This is a genomic window from Phaeobacter sp. NW0010-22, assembly GCF_040365955.1.
Classification (GTDB): Bacteria; Pseudomonadota; Alphaproteobacteria; order Rhodobacterales; family Rhodobacteraceae; genus OMPR01.
The window spans coordinates 232,760-254,543 of the sequence record NZ_BAABWT010000005.1; the positions used below are offsets into that span (position 1 = coordinate 232,760).

Genomic DNA, 21,784 nt, shown 5'->3' on the forward strand with positions numbered 1-21,784 from the left:
GCTTATATTTCCACTCGGCGCCAAATCACGCCAGGCCGCTCAACATAAGTCCAGCTCAACCATGCCAGTGGGTAAGTGGCAACAACGCTAACAACGGCCAGCAGCTCTGGACGAAGTCCCGGCAAGAGTGCGACCACAGTTTGCGCAACTGGCCAGCCATAAATGTACATCCCATAAGAGACATCTTTGAAAGGAGGAGCAATGGGCGCACGCAGAACTAGAACCAAAAGCCCGCCTGCAACGATTCCTGTAGCGATTGTCCAAGGAAGCAAGACAGTCAGCATACCCCCGACAAGTGGAAGCAGTGGGTTAAGCCTGATTTGATGCCGAAATACATGTGCCGCCATTCCCCAAGAAAATGCGGCAAACAGTGGTGCAAAAGTTGAAAGACGTCCCGGCAAAGCCTGATGCCACAAGGCGGCGAAACTCGTTGCGATGACCAAAGCTACGGCCAGCGATTTCCATCGCGAACCACCGACCATAACGAAGACCGCACAGAGTGCGTAAGCGACCCCTTCGTGAAACAGACTCCATAGCGGTCCGTTGACAACTTCGGGGAATGGGTTCTGTGCGAAAGCATCTGTCAGACGGTATTCTATCGACACAAGTGTCAGCGCCCGCACATACCATTCGACCAACTCTTGCAAGCTCGCGCTTGAACCGCTGGCTACGGCAAGACCCCCGGTGAAAATCAATGCTATCGCCAATCCCGGCAGAATTCGACGGGCGCGCGCATACCAAAAGTCAGTTAAGTCCCTGCGCTCGGCGCTCGCTGTAATGAGCAAGCCTGACAGAAAGAAAAAGACGCCTACAGCCCACCCCCCGAGTGATCGCCCGGTGAGGTGCTCCAATGGTTCCAAAGTACCTGCGCCGAGCGCAAGCGGCCAAGCGTGACTGATGATAACAGCAACCGCCAACAGGATGCGAAGTGTGTTCAGGTTGCTGCTTCTTGGTGAGTGCAGCGCCTCTGCCAAAGTCATCGCAGTCTCTCCGAAATGCGGACGCCACGCCAAAGGCGTTCTCTGATCACCCGTTTCCACGTCCCTAAAAAAGACTGGAACTTTTGCTTGGCTGGCAAACTCATCCAAAAGGAAAACAGTTTCTGACCCTTGTCTTTTGGTGTATCCAAGCCAACCATTCGCATCGCCGTTCGCCGTCCCCAGACTGCGCTATTGGTCGTCAACAAGTTTGGCTGAGCGCGCGCGATCACATCGCGACCTGCGGGCTGTGCAACCACATGACCTTTGTTTATCGCGTCCTCGATGAACCGCTGACCACGTGCAGTACGAGCGATAATTAGAGATTGCCCAGCATCTGTGTTCCCGTTTGGGGGGGTGTGCCAAGGATCTCCTACGGAAATATCGGCAAAAGCACCGGTGTGATCTGCACAAATACGGCAACGCCAACGTCGGCTCGCCTGCAAGATCGCGCCCCATCCTTCGGCGTAGGAAATTCCCTCGCTAACATGCTGGTCACCCCTTGAAGAGTCCCACCAGGCCTGCATGAGACCCGGCCATCCATTACCGCGATATCTAAGATCTGTCAGCTTACCGTCTTTGGGAACGGACAACCGTTCCAACAAACTATCCGTTGCTGCAAGGTTTGGCGCACCGGCACAGAAGATCGCGATGGTCAGCGGAATGCGAGCCGCCATCTCCTGATTATGTTCAGTAGCCTTATATACAGATGCGACATCACACGGTTTTCCAATAAAAACAATGGCCTCATCGTTCTCAGACATCTGGTCCAGCACCTCAGCAGGACTGGCTTGCGCATAACGAGAACCTGCCCCGCGCAACAGCCCTGCCCGGTCCTTACTGATGACGGTTTCATTCAGCCGTGGATCATTCTTTCTGGCTACGATGTGGGCAACTCCGGATGCAATTCCGCTTGTCATTGCATGGAACGCTAAAGCGGTCACAACACCGCCAGAAGAACCACGATGCCTGATTTCATCGTCCTGAGCGTAGCCTTGCCAGACCGCGCGTACTGGACCCCAAGCCTGGTCAATATTGTCAGCTATTTCTAGTGTGCCCCAATCTGTCGAAACTCCGGCGCAGCGTTTTTGTGCCTCTTGCGATGCCCGCAGACCTTTCGGAGTCTGGCTCACAACCGGGCGACGGCCGTGTTCGGGATCATCCACCATTCGGATAAGCATATCTTTTCCGATCGCACATGCACCACACCCCGTACACAAATTCTTCTCTACAATGGAAGTGATTGGATCTGTAGTCATGCCAAAACCTCTTGAGATATGCAGGGACGTCTTGTTTCAACCGCTAAGAAAAATGCGCGAAGTGTTGCACCAGCTTCACCTAGAGCCGCCGCGGCTGCTATCGCAATCAGGGGGAACCCCGCCATTGCGAATACCGATGCCGGAAGAATTGCCATCGCCCTAACTAAGTTAGCCCGCCCAGGGTCAGACGTGCGACCAACGGCAATTGCCAGTTGCGAAAAAGGCGTGCGTAGGATCCGGAACCCCGCAGCACATGCAAAAGCTAATGCCAGCCCAAACTCCGGCCGGAGGTCCTCCCCGTAAACGATTTCGATGATCGATGGCGCAATCAAGGCAAAGCCAAACACCATACAGGCAGCCAGAGCGACATGCACAGCGAGTGTTTGTGGCCAAACCTGTGTGAGTGTCTTGCTGGCCAGTGCGATCCGAAATCGCGGAAGGACCAGTGAGCCAGCCGCACGTCCAACGATCTGAGCTGGTAACATTGCCAATTGAAGCACAACTCCATAGAGCGCCAAAACATCCCAGTCAAAAGCCCGCGCAACGATCAAGCGATCCGCATAAAACGTCAGAAACATTAAGCCTGCGTTGAAGATCAGAGGCGCACCAAAAGTCCATGTACGACGCAAAAAGCGAAAACACATTTGCACCCTGTATGGCCGGGATGCCACCAAATGAGTGAGCGCCAGAAACGCCACGGCATGAGCAACTAGAACGGCTGACATTGCCCGATGATCTTGGAAAATCCAAAGGGCTGGACCAAGAGCAACCAACATTGCGAGGGTTGCTCCGCCCTCAGCCCATGCCATACGCAAATACGAAAATCGACGCTCAGCGCGTTTGAAATCAAGGTGTGCAAATCCGCGGAACACAGGGATGAGTGCCAGCACCGCATAGGTGCTTGCGTTTGGACCGTCTTGAAAGGTCATGGCCAATAACGGTGCCAGAGCCAACAAAACGACCCCACCAACTAAGCCCCGCAAAACGGCTACACCTTGCAAGGCTGATTGAAACTTAACCTCGTTTCCGTCTGGAGCCTGTAATAGCAAGCGATCAACACCCAGATCGCTGACCATTTCGACCAAACGTACCGTCAGGGCCAAGATCATGGCACGACCCAGTTCTTCCGGGCCAATGGCCCAGGCAAAGGCGATAGATCGGCCGAGCGCTGCGGTTTCGGCCACAATCGGTATGCCCCACGGCAGTGATTTGCCTGAAAGTGACAAACGCCTCATCAACTCAGACCCTAGCTTGAGACGCGATACAGTCCATCTCGCGCGTGGCTCGTTCATGAATACCCGCCAGAAGCTCTCCCAGCTGTCCTTGGACCCGATCCCGTTCAGCAAACGAGGCCACAGCACACTCGGCGAGCGCTCCGGGCGTCAGTCGGCGCAGATCGGCAACGTTTTTGCCAATCTTACATTCATCGAAAACACCTTGGGCCTTGTCCGTGTAACCAAGGCCTAAAGTCGGTACACCAGACGAAAACGCGCCAATAGTTGCGTGCATGCGTGCGCCGGCGAACCAGTCGAGCCGGGCGAGCACCCATTTCAATTCCATAGCGTTCAAATTTTCTTCGACGATTCGCACGCGCCCCTCAGCAATGGGCCCCAACCGTCGAACGAGGTTTCGCGCCGCAGCCAGATCACTTTCCACTTCTGTTTCAGGCTTGTGGACGTGCGAAATCAGAAGAAGTCGCAGGTTTGGCTGATTGCTCAGCAAACCACGCGCCAGAGCTTCGATTTGATCGCAATGTGATGCGGCAAGGCCAAACGCATTTCGCGCATTTTCCGCGTCGTTGCACAAAAGCCCTGACACGTTCAATCCCGCCAGAGAAAAGGATCGGGAAGCAGACAACCAGGCCTTTAGATCGCTCGATAACGTGGCGGGTTTTCTCTCAGGCAAGGCAACCGCGACATCAACCCCAAGTTTATGTTTCTGTGGGTCAAAATGCGACCCCAACTGGTTCTGAAGAAACGCAAAGCTTTGAGCATCCCTGACCCAGACAGCCTTGGCGCGGCGTAGGATGTCCGTTGCCTGTTCGGCTAACTGAGGTGACTTAAACGGCCCAAGCTTCTGGGGCAACAGGATCAAGGGGACACCAGCATCAAGTGCCATCTTCTTGGTTAGAACCATTGCCTCAAAGCGTTTGGGACCGTAGACATCCGTAAAACTGTCACCGCCTGAAATATCCATAACAGCACGTGCTCGAGCGACTGCTCGGGCAGAGGCACTAAAGCCGCCGCCAGTCCGCACCAATGCGTGCGCCGTGCGCAGGCTTTCCCCCCGCCAAAACCGCCGATTGTGCGTCAGACCTACCAAGTTCACCGACGCATAGCCCCAATTTGCGCGACGCAGGCCGCGCCCGTGATCGGCAACAGTAACGGACTTTGCACCTCGTTTCGTCAAACCCGCCACAACGGAGTGGCACAAGGCGCTTACACCTTGATTACCGGTATCCGGTGCAGCATTCAGCAATGTAATCATTTTGAACCTCATTCACTAATAACAGGTTACAGGATCCTTTCTGAGTCGGGTTTTGCGCATCGGCCGCAAGCAAGTGGCGAAAGCACAGCAAGGCCTATCCAAAAGTAGTAGGCGCTGGGGCAAAGGGGGATTATCACCCCAGCGAAGACCTTATGTTTTCATGCTGAGCTTTCGCACCCCGAACGCCGTCGAGGCGAATTGGTTCTATAAAAAAGATATGTTGGCGACTTCGATATCGTCATAGGTTAAGCCGCAAAACAGAACACTGTTTTCATCATCAAGGATTAGACGCGAGCCCCGGCTCTCCTCAGCCCAATCGACCGAATCCGCCTGAATGCCAATCAGGTGAACCATATCCTCTGTGATATTAAAGGTTCGAATTTCGTCAGTTCCTTCACCTGCGCGGAACTGAAATGTATCGGCACCAGAATCGCCGCATAAAAAGTCGTTCCCAGACCCGCCCGATAAGATATCGTCTCCGTCCCCCCCTGCCAGCGTATCATTTCCCTGACCGCCTGAGAGGGTATCATTTCCACTACGACCCAACAGTTTATCTGATCCGGCACCGCCCGAAACAGCATCGTTGCCTGCGCCGCCATCGATATGGTCGTTACCCCCATTGCCTGACACGATGTTGTCGCCGGAATTGCCGGTTATTCTGTTTGTGCCATCGTTTCCGGCTCCCAGAGAGTTTCCGTTTCCAAGAAGGACGAGGTCTTCGACATGGTTCGAAAGCGTAAAATCGACAAAAGCATGAACGACATCGTGGCCTTCATCGGCGTATTCGACAATTGTGTCGAGCGTGTCGGACACTTTGTAGGTGTCATTGCCAAGTCCACCATAGGCCGTGTCAGCGCCCGCATTACCGGAAAGCAAGTCGCGTCCGTCGCCCCCGTACATCACGTCGTCTCCATCACCAGGGCAAAGGATGTCATCGCCATCCCCACCGTGCACGGTATCATTACCCTTTCCGCCATGCAGCTTGTCCTTGCCGGCATCTCCGAAAAGTAGGTCCGCGCCGTCACCGCCATGCAGCTTATCGTGATCATCCCCTCCATACATGGTGTCGTCACCACCACTACCCATCATGTTATCGTTGCCCGCCAACCCCCGTAGGATGTTGTCGTTTCCGTTGCCAACGATCATGTTTCGGGCCGCGTTTCCTGTTCCAACAGCTGCCTCTGAACCCTTTAAGAGCCAAAGGTTTTCCAGTCCCTCGCCCAGCACAAAGTCCACTCTGGACTTAACGGTGTCAGTTCCATCACCGTCCATCTCAGAGACCTGATCCCCTACCGCATCCACGAAATAAGTGTCATTGCCCGTTCCACCGAACATCTGATCATTCCCGGACCCGCCATCCAGAACGTCCCGCCCCGCATCCCCAAAGATGACGTCATCCCCTGACTGCCCACGGATAAAGTCGTTTCCGCTGCCACCGTAGATGTCATCGTCTCCTGCTCCTGCGAAAATCTTATCATTTCCACCGTAACCAAGGATCACGTCATTCGGGCCATCCACCCCATCGATGTGCGTTCCGTCTGCATCAACGAAACCCACCATGTGATCGTTCTCAGCGGTGCCCTGAACCGGTGATGTTTGGATTGTCAGTGAGGCGGTATCGGTGATCCCGCGCTCGTTAACGATGCTGTAAGTCAATTCGACTGAGACATCCCGCGGCAGGCTTCCGGGCATTACGAAAACCTGACCATTCCCGAGATATGTAACAACCTCCCCGTTCTCCAGAATGTTTTCAACACCCGTCTCTACAGCTTCCCCGTTTAGGTGTGTCAATGTCAGCGCCTCGCCTTCTGACACTTCGTCATTCGCCAAGAGGTCTACGGTAATACCATCACCCTTTGCGGCAAGTTGAACCAAATCATCTTCTGCAACAGCGACTGACACGACCGGAGTCCGAAGCAGCACCGTAGAAGAGGTATCGATACCTAAAAACGGGTCCACCCCACGGGTGTCCATCGCGCCATCATTGCTGCCGACACGTGGGGCATCGGCCAGCAGTTCCATATACAAGTTGCCATCATCACCAGAAACGACGCGATAGAACCCTCCGGATGCGGGCGTCGAGCTGTCCAGATCGTGATCTGTGTTGTTCGCCCCGATATAGACGTTGCCGTCACCATCAACGATCGTTGCTCCAAAGGCGCCAGTTGGAATACCGTCTCGTATTTCTCCGTCGACTATAATGCCTGAAATTGTTTGTGTCGTAATTGTGGGGTCTCCGCCCAAGGCAACCTCTGAAATGTCGATAGAGACCAGCGTTCCGGGCTCGCCAAGTAACCCGGAATGCGCCACACCGAAAAACGTCTGTGACGATGCGTGAAAGGCCAAATCAGCAAGCCCAATTGTAGCAATTCCAATGGCAGGCAACGAAAGAGTCTGGTGAACCAGAGAACCATCCGCGTTTGTGTTCGAAAGGTCGTAAACCACGACTTGCCGAAGATTGCCGCTGAACGTCCAAAGGTTTCCCTGGTCATCAACATCCCCGATGTAGGAGCCCATCACACCATCCGAAACTGCATAAGTTGCACCTCGGGCGTCGATGGCAACAACATCGTTCCGGGCAATGGAATTGCCTTCTGCGTCCACCCCGTTTGATCTTGCAATGCCGTAGATCAAATTGTCTTCGCTTGAAAAGCCAATAGCATTCACGTTCACCGCAGCGGGAACCTCTGCTTCTGTGTAGCTGTTGGTCTCAAGATCAAACTTAACCAATTGCCCGTTCAGGACCTGATACACAGAGCTCTGACCGGGCGCGAATGCGTCTACGTTCACTTCGGAGCCCATAAAGTTCATCGTTTGGGTGTAACTTGGCACAACCCCGGACGTGTCTAGTTCACCGCCCTCACCGTCTGACACGCTGGTTATCTGAAACGAAAGTTCAGCTGTGCTTCCAGTCCCTTCAAAGTCAAAGACATAAGTCTCGAAAACGCCACCATCATGTACGATTTCACCGATGTTTTGGCCGTTGAAAATGACCTCTACCGTGACTCTTTCGACATCTGCCGACAAATTGGCGGCGAGATTAAATTCAAGTTCGTAAGGGACACCTGAGACGGTTTCAACAGACGTTGACAGAGTAGCAACACCATCTTCGCCATCTGCACCGACCCAATGGTCGGATACAGCGTATTGCTCAAACGTCAGACGTTCGTCCACGTCGTTCAACAAGTTACTCATATCGGGGCCGCCTTTTCAAAAACCAATCAACGTGCTCAAGCGATCCCAACGAAAAGTCGGTCGTATTCACCCAAGCCTGCCCAAATTGGCGGGTTTATTGTCTGTAGGCACGGACGCAAACGGTTGATAAGCATCAAAAATGGAGCACCAACCCACCAAAATTGACGCTGACTTATACATTCGACTCTAAAAGCTAACCTTTGGAACGCAGCGCTTTGTTTCAGCAAAGCTCATAACTTTGCCCCAAAGCGAAAAGCTTGAGGATGCAAGAGTGCTTTCCACGATCAAACGGTCGACGTGATTTGGCCGACTGCGAAGGTCATTTTGTCAGGAAATTAGACTATCAAGCACGCCAAATGCATGGATGGAGAAATCATTCAGAGTACTCGGCCAGCGACTCGCGCATTTCAAGTGAGGTTTCGATCAAAATTTTATCCTGCCGCTCTTTCTTGCTGACCATATTGATCAGCATGCGCGCCGCTTCTTTTCCCATGCGGCGATGCGGAACATGTACCGTCGTAAGAGATGGAGAAGATATTTTGGCGATCTCAAGGTCATCAAAACCCGTCACTGAAAGATCCCTGGGAATGTCAATTCCCAACTCCTTGGCCTTGGCAATTGCACCAACAGCCAGAACATCGTTGCCACACATTACAACAGAAGGTCGCGAGGGTTGAGACATGAGGTGTTCCAACGCTATCCCACCCTCGGCGATGCCATATGTGGTCTCAGCAATTGACAAAGTTTCTTCAGGTATCCCCGCGTCTGTCATTGCGCTGCGTATACCCCTCAAGCGTTCGGTAGATCTGTCGTTGTCTTGAGTGGCACCCGTAATCACGCCAATGCGGCGATGTCCCAAGCGGATCACTTTGTTCGCCAAGGCTTTCATTGCTGAAAAATTGTCGAACCCAACAGTTGGAAACTTGGCTTTGGGATCAAAAACCCAAGCGATAACAACAGGAACCCCCTGACGGCGAAGAAACTCGTAAATTTCAGGATCCCGATGATATCCAATAAGCAACAGAGCGTCGGCCCCACGTGATACGAGTGTTCTGATCTGCTCTTCTTCGAGACCGCTCTGGTAAGAGGACGAAGCAACCAACAAAGTCGTTCCATTGCGTCCCAGTTCTTCCTGAAACGCCTGCAAGCCACGTGCAAAAATTGCGTTTTCCATAGTCGGGATAATTGCGCCGATGGTGTTCGTGCGTTTCGCTGCAAGCGCACGTGCGTTAAAATTGGGTGCGTAACCCAACTTTCGAACCGCCTCTAACACTTTGGTGCGCGTCTTCGCAACAACTTGATCAGGTGAATTCAAACACCGCGACACCGTAGCTGTAGACACTTTTGCCTGCCGAGCAACATCAGCAAGCGTGGGCGTTCGGTCTCTTTTTGATTCATCCGCTTCCATTGCAAAATCTTTATCCTGTTTTCTCAAATGTCGCACTTCAAAATTTGAAATGTTGTCTGCATTTTCAAATTCCGAAATGTAAGCGCTTGCATGATGTGTTTGTAAGCGCTTACATTACCCAAGCGAATCAGGATTTTTACTGTTCCACAGGAGACACCAATGCTTTTGACCATTGCCTTACTGTTGTTTGCCACCTTTGGCGCAAATGTAGTTATGGGATCCATGGGTCTGGGAGGGTTTCTTGGGGACGTATCCGAAATGCTGACTTTGTTTGCCGCCACGATCTTCTTCGTCGCGGTCATTTTGCAAAAAGAAGCCGCTGAAAAAAAACCAAAATAACAGTCGAGCTGATGTGTCCATCGGGAGGAAAACATGGATCAAAACACCAAAGAACTTGCGTCATCTGCACGCCGTAACTTTCTAAAACTAGCCGGATCAGGCGGTTTTACAGCAGCGTTAGTTGCAGGAGCCGCGGGCACTCTCTGGTCAACAGAGGCAGCAGCTCAGACCAACAAAGAAGAGCGCGACCGCGAAAAGGCCGCTGACCATGTTATGACTTTGGCGACGGCCTATGTATTGGGGGCTTCTCGCAGCTACCCTATCATGCAGCTGGACCTGAAAGAGAACATCCAGAACGCAACCAATGGCAAAGTTTACGTCAAACTGGCCCCCGGCGGTCAACTTGGTGCAGGTGGAGCGCTGGTTCAAAAGGTGCAAGGTGGCACGATCCAAGCCGCGCAGCATTCGCTGTCGAATTTTGCGCCCTTTGCCTCGACCGTTGACTTGATCAACATGCCGTATCTCTGCGGTTCCAATCAGCGTTTCACCAACCTTGTGAATTCAGAACACTGGAAATCCGAAGTACACCCCAAGGTCGAGGCCGCCGGGTTCAAGGCGCTGTTCTATGTCAACATTGATCCGCGCGTTGTTGCGGTACGCAAAGGTGGCGCCGGTGCGGTGATGAGCCCATCAGATCTGTCAGGCGTCAAGTTCCGCGTACCCGGTTCGAAAATGCTGCAACAATATTACCGCTTGGTTGGTGCAAACCCGACACCAGTTGCTTGGGGCGAAACCCCCTCGGCGATCAAACAGGGGGTGGCCGATGCGCTTGATCCATCCGTTGGCGCGCTCTTTGTCTTTGGGTTCAAAGATATCCTTAGCCATGTGACCTTTACGCAGGCTGTACCTGACAGTCAGGTCTATTCCTGTAATCTGGAGTGGTTCAACAGCTTGCCTGCAGATGTGCAAGAGGGCGTAATGTGGGGATCTGAAATGACCGCACACCAGAACCTTTCCAAAGTCCCTTCTGCCCGCGCCTTTGCAATGTCTGAATTGGCTAAATCCGGCGTGCAATTCCACTCGCTCAGCGATGACCAATTGGGCGAATGGAAGGCTGCTGGTGGATATCAGCGTCCTGAATGGGATGAGTTCAAGAAAGAACTGGCCGGTTCGATGGATGCATTTTCCAAACTCGAAGAAGCCGCTGGCACCCAAGGGAAATACTACGTTCACGACGCGTGATTGTACCCTTTGAGAGCCTGATATCAGGCTCTCAATTTCCCCATAGCATTCAATTCGGCGCTCAAATTGGCGTTGACAATGCAATCCTCTGACCTCGGGGTAGGCAATGAATTTCCTAAAACATATTGATCGAAATGCCGAACGTTGGCTGCTTCTGGTCTTCTACGTGATGCTTGTCGTGACTATGGCCGTTGAAGTACTCCGACGAGAGCTGTTTTCCTATTCCTCAATTTGGGGCGAGGAGATCGTCAGATACTCCTTTATCTACCTTGCGTGGATCGGGGCTGCGGCAGCAGTCAAAGAGCGCGCCCACATTCGCATCGACGTGCTGCTGCATTACCTTGGGCCTAAGCCTAAAGCGCTTGTGTATATCTTTGGCGATCTGGTGATGTTTGTTGTCGCTTTAGTGGCTCTTTTCTGGTCGGTTGAAACTGTTCTGGTCTCAGCAAAATTCGGGTCCGTCACAGATGGGCTGCGCATTTCCAAGGTCTGGTTCCTTGCTGCTGTCCCGGTGGGCTTCTCACTCATGATCTTTCGTCTCGTGCAATCCTTCCTGCGTGATTTCCGATCTCTTCGTGACGGCACCCCCGTCTACGAAGGCGACAAACTGTTTGATTGAAGGACAACACGATGCTTTGGAACAATCTTCAACAAACAGTCGAACTCGGCTGGGATTTTTACCTGCCCGTCCTCCTCTTCGTGGGCCTTATCGCAATGGCCGTCCCCGTCTGGGCCTCTATCGGGTCCGCCGCGATCCTAATGCTGATCATGTCTGGCGACCTGCCACTCAGCCTTGTCGGTGAAAGCCTCTTTTCCGGCATTGATGCCTTTGCGCTAACAGCTGTGCCACTGTTTATTCTGACTGGTGATGTTCTGGTGCGAACGGGTCTTAGCCGCAAGTTCCTTAACGTAGCCGAGGCTCTGACATGCTGGGCCAAAGGTGGCTTTGGATCTGCAACAGTTCTGGTCTGCGGGATGTTCGCCGCAATTTCGGGATCTGACGCAGCCGGTGCTGCTGCGGTTGGGCGCATGACTATCGACCGGCTGGTCGAAAGCGGTTACCCCCGTCCCTATGCCTGCGCCTTGGTGGCTGCGGGTGCCTGTACCGGCATCCTGATCCCGCCGTCGATTGCCTATATCATCATCGGTCTTGTGCTTGGCATATCTGCATCGACCCTGTTTTTGGCGGCACTGATCCCCGGTTTGGCCATTCTTACCTCCATCCTGATCACAAACATCGTAGTGAACCGGATTTACGGATACGAGGGCGGCGGCAATCTGTCCTTTGGAGAATGGTTCGCCAATCTCCGCCGTGCGCTGGCGTCGGACTGGTATGCTTTTATCGTACCAGGCATCATCTTTTACGGCATCTTTTCCGGCCGTCTCACCCCGACCGAAGCTGGTGCGACCGCGGTTGTCGTGACCATCATCATGGGCTTTATGCTGCGCACCCTCAAGCTGTCGGATTTCCCGGCGATGCTGGTCAGCTCGGCCAAGGTCAACGGGATCATCCTGCCGATCATCGCCTTCTCGGCCCCCCTTGCAGAAGCGTTGGCGATCATGGGCGTCCCACAGGGGTTTGTCACATCTGTGACCTCCCTGACGGACGATCCCTATGTGTTGATCTTGCTAATGATCGGTATCTTGATCGCCGCTGGTTGTGTGATGGAAACCACGCCCAACATCGTAATCCTTGCACCGATCCTCAAACCGCTGGCCGACAACATCGGCATGAACGAAATCCAGTTCTGCATCATGATGATCACAGCGCTGGGTGTCGGGTTCATTACGCCGCCGCTTGGCCTCAACCTGTTCGTTGTCTCAGGCATCACTGGTGAATCGATCCTCAAGATCGCAGCCCGTGCCGTTCCCTTCGTTTTCTTCATGCTTCTGGTTGTCTTGCTGATTGCCTTTGTGCCCGCAGTTTCGACATCCTTGCTCCCCGATATCTACAAATAGGACCAACTCAAAATGGCTCGTGAATACCTTAAAAAGGCAACACTAACGTCGAAATCTGACGCGTCAGACGTGCATGATACCGTTGTCAAAATCCTTGCAGATATCGAGGCCGGCGGAGATGCAACGGCGCTGGAGTATGCTGCGAAATTCGACAACTACGACGGCAACGTACTGTTGACGGCAGAAGAGATTGAAACTGCCTGTGCGCTGGTTCCAGACAAACTCAAGACTGATATCCAGTTTGCCCATGACAATGTGAAACGATTTGCTGAGATGCAAAAAGCCACAGTTGCTGACGTAGAGTATGAAGTCGTTCCCGGGCTGACCGCTGGCCAAAAAGCGATCCCCGTTGATGCCGCTGGCTGTTATGCTCCCGGTGGGCGCTATAGCCACGTCGCCAGTGCGATCATGACTGTAACCACCGCCAAAGTGGCAGGCTGCAAACACATTACAGCTTGTTCGCCCCCTCGTCCGGGTATTGGGATCGCACCCGCAATCGTTTACGCCGCACACATCAGCGGCGCCGACAAAATCATGGCAATGGGTGGCGTGCAGGGCGTCGCAGCAATGACTTTTGGGCTGTTCGGATTGCCCAAGGCAAACATCCTCGTCGGTCCGGGCAATCAATTCGTTGCCGAGGCGAAACGCATTTTGTTCGGCCGTGTTGGCATCGACATGATCGCAGGCCCCACCGACAGTCTCATCCTGGCCGACAACACGGCTGATCCGCATATCGTTGCGACCGATCTCGTTAGTCAGGCTGAACACGGCTATAACTCGCCCGTCTGGCTGGTCACAGATGACCGCGCCTTGGCCGAGGATGTCATGGCCCGTGTTCCTGCGTTGATTGACGATCTGCCAGAAGTGAACCGGGACAACGCCTTTGCCGCATGGCGCGACTATGCCGAAGTGATCGTGTGTGATGACCGCGAGGAAATGGCAGCAACATCGGATGACTATGCGCCAGAGCATTTGACCGTTCAGGCCGAGGATCTTGATTGGTGGCTTGAGCGTCTGACTTGCTATGGGTCATTGTTCCTGGGCGAAGAGACAACAGTGTCTTACGGCGACAAGGCTGCAGGCACCAACCATGTTCTGCCAACATCGGGTGCAGCCAATTACACAGGCGGACTTTCGGTACATAAGTACATGAAAATCGTCACCTGGCAGCGCGCAACACGCGAGGGTTCAAAACCAGTGGCCGAAGCCACAGCCCGCATTTCCCGTCTTGAAGGCATGGAAGGACACGCCCGCGCCGCTGATGTGCGGCTGGCAAAGTACTTCCCTGACGAATCTTTTGATCTGACCTCCAATGGGTGAACCGAGCAATCTGTTCTCTGTAAGAGGCAAAGTTGCCTGTGTGACCGGGGCCAGTTCTGGTCTCGGACGCAGGGCGGCGACGGTGCTGGCGCAGGCTGGCGCGCATGTCATCGGTGTGGCACGCCGCGCAGACGCGCTTGCCGATTGGCAGAACGAAACCCAAGGCGAAACACATGCCATAGCCTGGGATATCTTAGACCGCGACGTACTCGGGGATTTGGCGCACGACATGTCCAAACCCTTTGGTGCCCCAGATATCGTGATCCATGCCGCAGGGATCAACACGCGACAAGTCGCAGATGACGTAACCCCGCAAGGCTGGGACACCACCCTAGGGTTAAACTTATCAACTCCGTTTTTCCTTAGCCAACATCTTGTGCCGGGAATGAAGGCAAAGGGATGGGGCCGTATCGTTAACTTTGCGTCCCTACAAACCACCCGGGCTTTTCCCGGCGGTATTGCATATGGTGCATCAAAGGCGGGCATCGCCCAGCTCACACGCGCAATGGCCGAAGCATGGTCGCCCGATGGCATAACTGCAAACGCGATTGGACCCGGGTTCTTTCGAACCGAACTGACTTCAGCTGTTTTCAACGACCCGGAACGCGCCGCAGGCAATGCGGCGCAAACCTGCATCGGGCGCAATGGCGAACCAAACGATCTGGATGGTCCACTCCTGTTTCTCTGCTCAGAATCGTCTGCCTATGTGACGGGACAAGTGCTCATGGTTGATGGAGGATTCACCGCAAAATGAAGGCATTAATTTACACCGGCCCAGAAGGTTTGGACTATATTGACGTCCCTGACCCGGCTCTAGAACTTGGGGACCAGTTGATCCGGGTTGCATTGGTCGGGATTTGCGGTTCTGACATGCATGCCTATCTTGGCCATGACAGCAGGCGCCCTGCCCCTCTGATCCTTGGTCACGAAGCAGCGGGTCGCATCGAAGGCGGCCCGCGAGATGGGGAACGCGTCACAATCAATCCGCTTGTAACATGTGGCGTGTGCAATGCGTGTCAGGACGGGCGCGACAACCTGTGCCCCATGCGCCAAATCATATCGATGCCCCCCCGCGAAGGTGGCTTTGCCGAATTGGTCGCAATGCCAGATCGTAACTTGGTTGCTGTTCCAGACTCGGTTCCCCTGTCCAAGGCCGCCCTTGCAGAGCCGATTGCATGCGGTTGGCATACCGCGCGTCTTTCACTTGAGGCCCTGCTGGGCACGCGTGACACGGCACTGGTGATTGGCGGTGGCGCAATTGGGCTGGGTGCGGCGTTGAGTTTGAAGGCACAGGGCGTTTCAGAGGTCACAATCATCGAACCCAACCCAACCCGCCGCGCGCACCTTATCAAGCGATGCGGGCAAACCGTGTTATCAGAGCCCCTGCAAGACACAGTATATGATCTGGTCATCGATGGCGTCGGCTATGCCGCCACACGCGCGACGGCCTCTGCCTGCGTGCGCCCTGGTGGTGTCATTGGACATATCGGGCTGGGCGAAGACACTGGCGGTCTTGATATCCGCAGGATGACCCTGCAGGAAATCACCTTTATCGGGACGTACACCTATACCGCCGAAGATTTCCGCCAAACTGCGCAGGCGATTTTTGATGGACGGCTTGGCCCGCTTGACTGGGCCGAGATCCGACATCTCTCAGAAGGGGCGGCCGCGTTTTCAGATATTCGAAATGGCACGGTAGCCGCACCGAAGATTTTGCTGCAACCTGCAACCACACCAGAAAGGACCTGATCGATGTATGATAAAATTATCCTCGCACTGTCCCTAGAGCATGGGTTTGCAGAACAAGCTTTGGAAACAGCCAAACGTTTGGGCGGCGCGGAAGCCGAAATAATCGCCGTGCACGTCTATGTACCACCTAACGCATCCGTAAGCACCTATCTTGACGAAGACTTGGTTCGCAAAGCGTACGAAGATTCAGAACGCGAACTCAACGCACGTGTCGCAGGTGTGCCAGGTGTTAAGTCTGTGATGCTCAAAGGGCATTCCAGCCGAACCATCACCGAATATGCCGCCAAAATTGGCGCAGACGCCATTATTGTCGGATCCCACAAACCAGGCTTAACCGACTATTTTCTGGGTACAACAGCGGCCCGCGTTGTCCGCCACGCCCCCTGTGCAGTCGTTGTTCTGCGATAAACCATCATTTTCTAGGAGTTCTCTTTTTTGTCTATCAACACAAAAATCGTTGGTGACCTCGTCGCCAACGATATCAGCTTTATCACCACCGTTCCGTGCAAACAACTGGCCGGCGTCATTGACGAGATCGACGCCCACCCGGACGTTCTGCACATCCCATCCAACAAAGAAGATGAAGGCATGGGCCTTTGTGCCGGTGCGTGGATGGGCGGAAAGCGCCCTGCAATCATTATGCAAAACACCGCTATTGGTGTGACCATCAACACCCTAGCGACGTTGATCCAATACTACAGAATGCCACTGCCAATGCTCATCTCATACCGAGGCGAATTGCGCGAACCCGTTGCTTGTCAGGTTGAAATGGCCGTGCACACCAAAGCGCTACTGGCGCAGATGAATATCCCAACTTACCACTTTCACACCCAATCGGATGCAGACGAGCTGGATGCGATCCTGAAATACACGTTCATGTGCAATAAACCTGTGGCTATCCTGACCGATGCCAATTTTTGGGGAGGCTACGGCGACCAATGATCCGCTCTGATATTCTGAAAGACATCGCGCCCATCCTTCGAGATCAGATGGTGATTTGCAACATCGGTCTGCCTAGTCAAGAACTTCATATGATAGATGATCAACCAAGCAATTTTTATATGCTGGGAACAATGGGATTGTCGTCGTCAATTGGGCTTGGGCTTGCCTTGGCACAGAACAAGAAAGTCATCTCCATTGATGGAGACGGGTCGGTCCTGACCAATTTCGGCACCCTGCCAACTATCGCAAACAACGTGGCCAATAACTACATTTTGTTGATCATTGATAATGGCAGCTATGGCTCTACCGGGGATCAGCCGACTTATGCAGGCAAAAAGACATCATTAACAGCTGTCGCCCGTGCGTGTGGTTGCGAAAATGTCGTTGAAGTGGCGGCCAAGGACACCGGAAAGGCGCTGCAAGCAGCCATTGACGGGGACGAAATGACTATCATTGTCGCCAAATGTGAAAGCGGAAATATCAAAGTCCCTGTGATCACCATGGACCCTGTTGTGATCCGCGACCGATTTATGAAAGCGGTCCAAGCGTAAGGTCACGCAATGCTCTTTGACACAGGTATACATTCAACAGCTGATGCGCGCCGACTGGCGCGCAAACGCCTGCCTTGGATGGTTTTTGACTACATAGATGGCTCAGCGGGCGAAGAGCATGGTGCAGCGCTCAACCGTAAGGCGCTCCAAGATATTCGATTGTCCCCGCGCGTTTTGCGAAATGTCAGCGATAGGGATCTGTCGGTAACGCTGTTTAATACACCGATGCAGCGCCCATTTGGTATCAGCCCGATGGGGATGTGTAATCTCTCAGCACCCGGGGCTGATCTGATGTTGGCCCAGATTGCGCGGGAATTCCGAGTTCCCCATGGCGTTTCGACAGTGGCATCCACCGACATGGAAACTCTACTCGACGCGTCAGATCGTAAGGCTTGGTTTCAACTCTATTTTAGTGGTGATGGAAGCGGCACCATGCAACTGGTCGAGCGCGCCAAGCGGGCGGGCTATGACACCTTGGTCCTAACGTTAGATGTTCCGGAAGTTGGCCGTCGGCCACGTGAATTGCGCCATGGCTTTAAGATGCCGTTTCGAATTGGCCCGAAGCAGTTTTTTGATTTTGCAATGCATCCGCGTTGGTCTTTGACGACATTGGTCAAAGGCAGCCCAACATTGGCGAACTTCGACGGCAAAGAATACGTGTTTGATCGCACAGAAAGCCGGGCAGCTGCGGATTGGAGTTATTTCGACAAACTGCGTGCTGCGTGGCCTGGAAAGTTGGTTATTAAGGGTGTCCTGCATGCTGGGGATGCGCGTCGCTTACGTGATGCTGGCGCGGATGCAATTCAAGTATCTAGCCACGGATGCCGACAACTCGATAGCGCACCTCCTGCCATTCTGGCCCTACGCCACATTCGCGCGGCGGTCGGCCCGGATTTCCCATTGTTTTATGACTCTGGCATTCGGACAGGCGAAGACATCGTGAAAGCGCTCGTGATGGGGGCCGATTTCGTTTTCCTTGGTCGGGTGTTGCTGTTTGGTATAGCAGCAGGCAAAGCCGAAGGATTACGTGCTGTATGGGATATCCTAAGTCAAGAAGTCAGCCTGACCATGGCGCAACTTGGAGCATCATCCATTTCTGACCTAAAAACCCCAAATCACCTGTGGCAGAATGAGGCCGCCTGACGGATTGACTTCTAACACCAACAAAAAGGCCTGCCCGTGCCCAGCAAGTGACATAGAGATCATATGCTGGGCTGATCAACTCACCTACACTTGTCAACTCACCTACACTTGCACGGGTTTTGAATATTTTTGGCCTGCACTGAAACACGATAGGCGCGCGGTATTTGGTAAGCGTTGCATCCAGCCCCCTGAATGACCCCTAAACCTGCTGGCCCTGTGAATGGTATTCAGGCCCCGTACAACTAGTCGGAGGTCAAAATGACTGAGCACGAGGTCTGGGGCTTCAAAATTCGCAAGTCAGCTTCTGGAAAGAACATCTGGCCCAACGAAGTGAAATGGGAAGCCACCCGTCGCATCCGGGAGGATGGTCAATCTGCAGGAGATGTCGCTGCAGAGCTTGGTGCCCATGAATGCCTTGTGCGAAAGTGGTCCGTTGCTGATCGGCGGCACCGGGGCGAGAAAATCCAAGTTGAAGGCCCTGCATTCACTGCGGTGAGCTTTGATGAAAAAGAATCTATCGGAGAAACACCGGCACCGGCAACTTCAGGCAGCCGAAGTAATTCTGGGCGCATTCTCTGTGGAGGCGTGGCTATCGAGTTTCCACTAGAGATTTCAGCAGGTGATCTCGTGAAACTTGTACAGGTTGCGGGGCAGTTCCAATGATTGCACCTTCTAGCACTTACAAAATCTATCTCGCTACGACTCCTGTCGACTTTCGCAAAGGCATGGACGGGCTGGCTAACTACGTCCTCAGCAATTTCGATCTCGATCCTCTGTGTGGAGCGTTCTTTGTCTTCAGGTCAAAGGGGCGAGACAAAATGAAAATACTGATGTGGGATGGGACAGGTCTTGTTTTGATCTACAAGCGCATTGAGGGAGCTGGTTTCGTCTGGCCGAAACTCAACGAGGGAACCATCTCTATGACAAAGGCCCAGTTTGAAACCCTGTTCGAAGGCCTCGATTGGCGACGCGTCGCGACCGCAAATTACCACCATCCAAAATTGACCTGAAGGGGCCAATACCATTGGCACTGGGGATCCTCGCCGACCAGAAAGGCTCGATGTAAATTGCGAATCACCCAATGTTGAACACTCTTAAGGGATGAAGCAAGGCACCCTATTTCAACAAAAAGTGGATATAACATATTATTCTTAAAGAATAATATGTGATGCCCTATTGCAAAATTCCCGGCTGACAGATTGCAAAAAATCAGGAATTCAACCGTTAAGTGCGCTTCCGCTGATTTTTCTTGCCATTGAAGCCGCCAACACACATGCAACCTCCGCCCGAGTTCACGCGAGCTTGAGCGAGCGATTTCCGCTCATTTTTGACTTGGATGGAGGGCGTGGTTGGTAGACCCCGTTTTATAGCATGACTGATGCGATAGAGATCCTGTTGGCTGACCTATTAGCTGCCGCTGGACCAGATGGCTCTATCCTCTCTGAGAGACTTAGAGCGCTTTGGCTGGATGTGGAGCTTGAGATTACGTCTCTCCGGGACGAATTGCTCAAAGCGAATTCAAAAATCCGGATCAAGAGTGCCGAAATTCGCGACCTTAAAGGGCAAATCGCCAAACTCTCGAAAATCAAGTTTGGCGTAAATGCGGACCGTAATCCTGAAAAAGGAAAGGCAAAGATGGACAATAATGCTAATGGCAAGAATGGCTGGGGCGAAGAACAGCCAGAGCCGCCCAAAAATCATAAAGATGGCCATAAGGCCACGAAACCAGCGCCAGCACCGCGCAACACAAACGGTCGAGGTCGCAGAGTATTTCCTAAGCACCTCGAAAGGCGCGAAATCTACATGGGAAAACCCGACAAAAAGTGCCCCTGCGGATGCGGAGGCTCGATACGTGGATACGACATTAACGAAACCCTAGAAGTGATCCCGGCGCGCCACTATGTAGCCGTGCGTAAATATCCAAGATTCCGGTGCCGTGTGAAAGACAAGGTGGTTGGAACCACGTTCCTTCCTCGCATTTTCCCTCAATCCACGATGAGCAACGGAATTGTGGCAAATGCCGTCTTTATGCGGTTTGGGGCGCAGCTACCTTGGTATCGGCAGGAGAACATTTTCAAGTCGTATGGCATAGACCTCAATCGCAGTACCTTGATGAAATGGTCGAACCGAGTTGCCACACAGACCCTTTTGCCCATCTATGAATTGCTGAAGTTGGAAGCGCAGCAGAACAGCGCGCGCTTGTTCATGGATGAAACAACGATTCCCATGCTTGCGCCCGGCAAAGGTTCAACCAAAACGAGCTATCTGTTCGCAATTCACCGCGATGATCGTTCCTTTGGAGGCAACTTGCCGCCTTTCGTACTGTATTGCCCTAGTAAAACAAGAGCGATGTACAAAATCCACGAGCTTCTCAACGGCGTCAGCGCAATTGTCCAAACCGATGCATACGCCGGATACGGGCAATTGGGACGAAAAGGCTCAGTTGTAGAGGGCATAATTTCCCCAAAGTGCTGGGCGCACACTCGACGGAACTTCACGGATGATTTCGAGTTCAACGAGACAGCAGATGCTAAAGTCGTTATCGGGATGATCGCCGAACTCTATGCGGAGGAGGCAAAGGTCAAGGGAAAGCCGCCACTCGTTCGCGAAGCGCATCGCCGAAAATACAGTGCGCCAATCCTTGATCGCTTGAAGGCATTTCTAAACGAATGCTCCGGACGCCATCTGACAAAAAGCAGGATGGCGAAAGCGATCAATTATGCGCATAACCAATGGTCTGAATTGGTGCTCTTCGTTGATGACGGACGCATTGATCTCGACACCAATCCAGTGGAACGTATGTTCAAGCCATCCATCTTGCTGCGCAAGAACGCACTATTCATGGGCAGCGACGAAGGCGCGGAGGCGTGGGGGATTCTCTCCTCCATCGTCGAAACCTGCAAGCTCAACGGGGTAAATGTCGAACCCTATCTGAACTGGGTTCTAGACCAGATCGCGGGGAAACTACCTCGCAGTGAATACGACAAGCTAATGCCTTGGAACGCTCCCGCAGAATTCAAAATAATGCTGTAACCTGTTATGCTCAAAGTTACCGGATCTATGTTAACTGAGTCCCCTCAACGAGACCAACTTTAAATTCATGTAGAACCCCTACGAAAGGAGCTTCAGGCACCCGAAATAGCGGTTAGTTCGGCGAAGCAAAAGGTTGATATCATAGTCACCTTTTGGAGATTTTCACATCATACTCTCTACTTATTGGGGTAGACCTAGCGCTCGAAATGCAACAGACTCCCGATGCATTCTATGACTTGG

General features: G+C 53.1%; 20 protein-coding genes. 14 read left to right on the forward strand and 6 right to left on the reverse strand.

The annotated features are described in order from the left end of the window. Positions 1–2: 2 nt before the first annotated feature. From ABWV33_RS12905 to ABWV33_RS12930, 6 genes are all read right to left on the reverse strand, one after another. Positions 3–980, reverse strand: coding sequence for an acyltransferase family protein (locus tag ABWV33_RS12905; RefSeq protein WP_353331243.1), 978 nt, complete (start codon positions 978–980; stop codon positions 3–5). Further along, positions 977–2,236: a Coenzyme F420 hydrogenase/dehydrogenase, beta subunit C-terminal domain gene (locus tag ABWV33_RS12910; protein WP_353331245.1), complete on the reverse strand. Its 1,260-nt coding sequence runs from the start codon at positions 2,234–2,236 to the stop codon at positions 977–979. The genes ABWV33_RS12905 and ABWV33_RS12910 overlap by 4 nt, the downstream gene beginning before the upstream one ends. Next, positions 2,233–3,528 carry an oligosaccharide flippase family protein gene (locus ABWV33_RS12915; RefSeq protein WP_353331247.1) on the reverse strand — a complete coding sequence of 432 codons (1,296 nt, stop codon included), beginning with the start codon at positions 3,526–3,528 and terminating at the stop codon, positions 2,233–2,235. The genes ABWV33_RS12910 and ABWV33_RS12915 overlap by 4 nt, the downstream gene beginning before the upstream one ends. Beyond that, the gene (locus ABWV33_RS12920) at positions 3,476–4,723 is read right to left on the reverse strand and encodes a polysaccharide pyruvyl transferase family protein (protein ID WP_353331249.1); all 1,248 of its coding nucleotides are present in this window, start codon (positions 4,721–4,723) and stop codon (positions 3,476–3,478) included. Before ABWV33_RS12920 ends, ABWV33_RS12915 begins: the two co-directional genes overlap by 53 nt. Positions 4,724–4,927: 204 nt before the next feature. Beyond that, a complete protein-coding gene (locus tag ABWV33_RS12925; protein WP_353331251.1) occupies positions 4,928–7,918 on the reverse strand; it encodes a calcium-binding protein in 2,991 nt (996 codons plus the stop codon). Between the two features lie 373 nt (positions 7,919–8,291). Continuing rightward, the gene (locus ABWV33_RS12930; RefSeq protein WP_353331253.1) at positions 8,292–9,326 is read right to left on the reverse strand and encodes a LacI family DNA-binding transcriptional regulator; all 1,035 of its coding nucleotides are present in this window, start codon (positions 9,324–9,326) and stop codon (positions 8,292–8,294) included. Positions 9,327–9,485: 159 nt separating this feature from the next. On the opposite strand from ABWV33_RS12930, the gene ABWV33_RS12935 reads away from it, so the two are divergent. The 14 genes from ABWV33_RS12935 to tnpC all read left to right on the forward strand — a co-directional run bounded on the left by ABWV33_RS12935 (position 9,486) and on the right by tnpC (position 21,544). Next, a complete protein-coding gene (locus ABWV33_RS12935; RefSeq protein ID WP_353331255.1) occupies positions 9,486–9,665 on the forward strand; it encodes a hypothetical protein in 180 nt (59 codons plus the stop codon). A gap of 33 nt (positions 9,666–9,698) precedes the next feature. Continuing rightward, positions 9,699–10,847, forward strand: a complete 1,149-nt coding sequence (locus ABWV33_RS12940; RefSeq protein ID WP_353331257.1) for a TRAP transporter substrate-binding protein — start codon at positions 9,699–9,701, stop codon at positions 10,845–10,847. A 106-nt stretch (positions 10,848–10,953) separates the two neighbouring features. Beyond that, positions 10,954–11,466 (forward strand): TRAP transporter small permease, encoded by a 513-nt coding sequence (locus ABWV33_RS12945; protein WP_121997304.1) that lies wholly within the window; start codon positions 10,954–10,956, stop codon positions 11,464–11,466. An 11-nt stretch (positions 11,467–11,477) separates the two neighbouring features. Further along, positions 11,478–12,806 carry a TRAP transporter large permease gene (locus tag ABWV33_RS12950; protein ID WP_353331259.1) on the forward strand — a complete coding sequence of 443 codons (1,329 nt, stop codon included), beginning with the start codon at positions 11,478–11,480 and terminating at the stop codon, positions 12,804–12,806. A 12-nt stretch (positions 12,807–12,818) separates the two neighbouring features. Then, positions 12,819–14,126, forward strand: coding sequence for a histidinol dehydrogenase (hisD, locus tag ABWV33_RS12955; RefSeq protein WP_353331261.1), 1,308 nt, complete (start codon positions 12,819–12,821; stop codon positions 14,124–14,126). Next, positions 14,119–14,880 (forward strand): SDR family NAD(P)-dependent oxidoreductase, encoded by a 762-nt coding sequence (locus ABWV33_RS12960; RefSeq protein WP_353331263.1) that lies wholly within the window; start codon positions 14,119–14,121, stop codon positions 14,878–14,880. The genes hisD and ABWV33_RS12960 overlap by 8 nt, the downstream gene beginning before the upstream one ends. Beyond that, positions 14,877–15,875 (forward strand): zinc-dependent alcohol dehydrogenase, encoded by a 999-nt coding sequence (locus ABWV33_RS12965; RefSeq protein ID WP_353331265.1) that lies wholly within the window; start codon positions 14,877–14,879, stop codon positions 15,873–15,875. The genes ABWV33_RS12960 and ABWV33_RS12965 overlap by 4 nt, the downstream gene beginning before the upstream one ends. Positions 15,876–15,878: 3 nt before the next feature. After that, positions 15,879–16,283: a universal stress protein gene (locus ABWV33_RS12970; protein ID WP_353331267.1), complete on the forward strand. Its 405-nt coding sequence runs from the start codon at positions 15,879–15,881 to the stop codon at positions 16,281–16,283. Positions 16,284–16,310: 27 nt separating this feature from the next. Further along, a complete protein-coding gene (comD, locus tag ABWV33_RS12975) occupies positions 16,311–16,817 on the forward strand; it encodes a sulfopyruvate decarboxylase subunit alpha (RefSeq protein WP_353331269.1) in 507 nt (168 codons plus the stop codon). Next, positions 16,814–17,368 (forward strand): sulfopyruvate decarboxylase subunit beta, encoded by a 555-nt coding sequence (gene comE, locus ABWV33_RS12980; RefSeq protein ID WP_353331271.1) that lies wholly within the window; start codon positions 16,814–16,816, stop codon positions 17,366–17,368. Before comD ends, comE begins: the two co-directional genes overlap by 4 nt. Positions 17,369–17,377: 9 nt before the next feature. Further along, entirely contained in the window at positions 17,378–18,511 is a 1,134-nt protein-coding gene (locus tag ABWV33_RS12985; RefSeq protein WP_353331273.1) for an alpha-hydroxy acid oxidase, read from the forward strand. Positions 18,512–18,769: 258 nt separating this feature from the next. Beyond that, entirely contained in the window at positions 18,770–19,174 is a 405-nt protein-coding gene (locus ABWV33_RS12990; protein WP_353331275.1) for a hypothetical protein, read from the forward strand. Further along, a complete protein-coding gene (gene tnpB / locus ABWV33_RS12995; RefSeq protein ID WP_164620995.1) occupies positions 19,171–19,521 on the forward strand; it encodes an IS66 family insertion sequence element accessory protein TnpB in 351 nt (116 codons plus the stop codon). The genes ABWV33_RS12990 and tnpB overlap by 4 nt, the downstream gene beginning before the upstream one ends. Before the next feature lie 385 nt (positions 19,522–19,906). Continuing rightward, a complete protein-coding gene (gene tnpC, locus ABWV33_RS13000; RefSeq protein WP_353331277.1) occupies positions 19,907–21,544 on the forward strand; it encodes an IS66 family transposase in 1,638 nt (545 codons plus the stop codon). Positions 21,545–21,784 lie beyond the last annotated feature (240 nt).

What these genes read in the sequence shown, in the direction of transcription:
- ABWV33_RS12905 (WP_353331243.1), bottom strand. Translation starts at nt 980, where the DNA reads ATGACTTTGGCAGAGGCGCTGCACTCACCAAGAAGCAGCAACCTGAAC.
- ABWV33_RS12910 (WP_353331245.1), bottom strand. Translation starts at nt 2,236, where the DNA reads ATGACTACAGATCCAATCACTTCCATTGTAGAGAAGAATTTGTGTACG.
- ABWV33_RS12915 (WP_353331247.1), bottom strand. Translation starts at nt 3,528, where the DNA reads ATGAACGAGCCACGCGCGAGATGGACTGTATCGCGTCTCAAGCTAGGG.
- ABWV33_RS12920 (WP_353331249.1), bottom strand. Translation starts at nt 4,723, where the DNA reads ATGATTACATTGCTGAATGCTGCACCGGATACCGGTAATCAAGGTGTA.
- ABWV33_RS12925 (WP_353331251.1), bottom strand. Translation starts at nt 7,918, where the DNA reads ATGAGTAACTTGTTGAACGACGTGGACGAACGTCTGACGTTTGAGCAA.
- ABWV33_RS12930 (WP_353331253.1), bottom strand. Translation starts at nt 9,326, where the DNA reads ATGGAAGCGGATGAATCAAAAAGAGACCGAACGCCCACGCTTGCTGAT.
- ABWV33_RS12935 (WP_353331255.1), top strand. Translation starts at nt 9,486, where the DNA reads ATGCTTTTGACCATTGCCTTACTGTTGTTTGCCACCTTTGGCGCAAAT.
- ABWV33_RS12940 (WP_353331257.1), top strand. Translation starts at nt 9,699, where the DNA reads ATGGATCAAAACACCAAAGAACTTGCGTCATCTGCACGCCGTAACTTT.
- ABWV33_RS12945 (WP_121997304.1), top strand. Translation starts at nt 10,954, where the DNA reads ATGAATTTCCTAAAACATATTGATCGAAATGCCGAACGTTGGCTGCTT.
- ABWV33_RS12950 (WP_353331259.1), top strand. Translation starts at nt 11,478, where the DNA reads ATGCTTTGGAACAATCTTCAACAAACAGTCGAACTCGGCTGGGATTTT.
- hisD (WP_353331261.1), top strand. Translation starts at nt 12,819, where the DNA reads ATGGCTCGTGAATACCTTAAAAAGGCAACACTAACGTCGAAATCTGAC.
- ABWV33_RS12960 (WP_353331263.1), top strand. Translation starts at nt 14,119, where the DNA reads ATGGGTGAACCGAGCAATCTGTTCTCTGTAAGAGGCAAAGTTGCCTGT.
- ABWV33_RS12965 (WP_353331265.1), top strand. Translation starts at nt 14,877, where the DNA reads ATGAAGGCATTAATTTACACCGGCCCAGAAGGTTTGGACTATATTGAC.
- ABWV33_RS12970 (WP_353331267.1), top strand. Translation starts at nt 15,879, where the DNA reads ATGTATGATAAAATTATCCTCGCACTGTCCCTAGAGCATGGGTTTGCA.
- comE (WP_353331271.1), top strand. Translation starts at nt 16,814, where the DNA reads ATGATCCGCTCTGATATTCTGAAAGACATCGCGCCCATCCTTCGAGAT.
- ABWV33_RS12985 (WP_353331273.1), top strand. Translation starts at nt 17,378, where the DNA reads ATGCTCTTTGACACAGGTATACATTCAACAGCTGATGCGCGCCGACTG.
- ABWV33_RS12990 (WP_353331275.1), top strand. Translation starts at nt 18,770, where the DNA reads ATGACTGAGCACGAGGTCTGGGGCTTCAAAATTCGCAAGTCAGCTTCT.
- tnpB (WP_164620995.1), top strand. Translation starts at nt 19,171, where the DNA reads ATGATTGCACCTTCTAGCACTTACAAAATCTATCTCGCTACGACTCCT.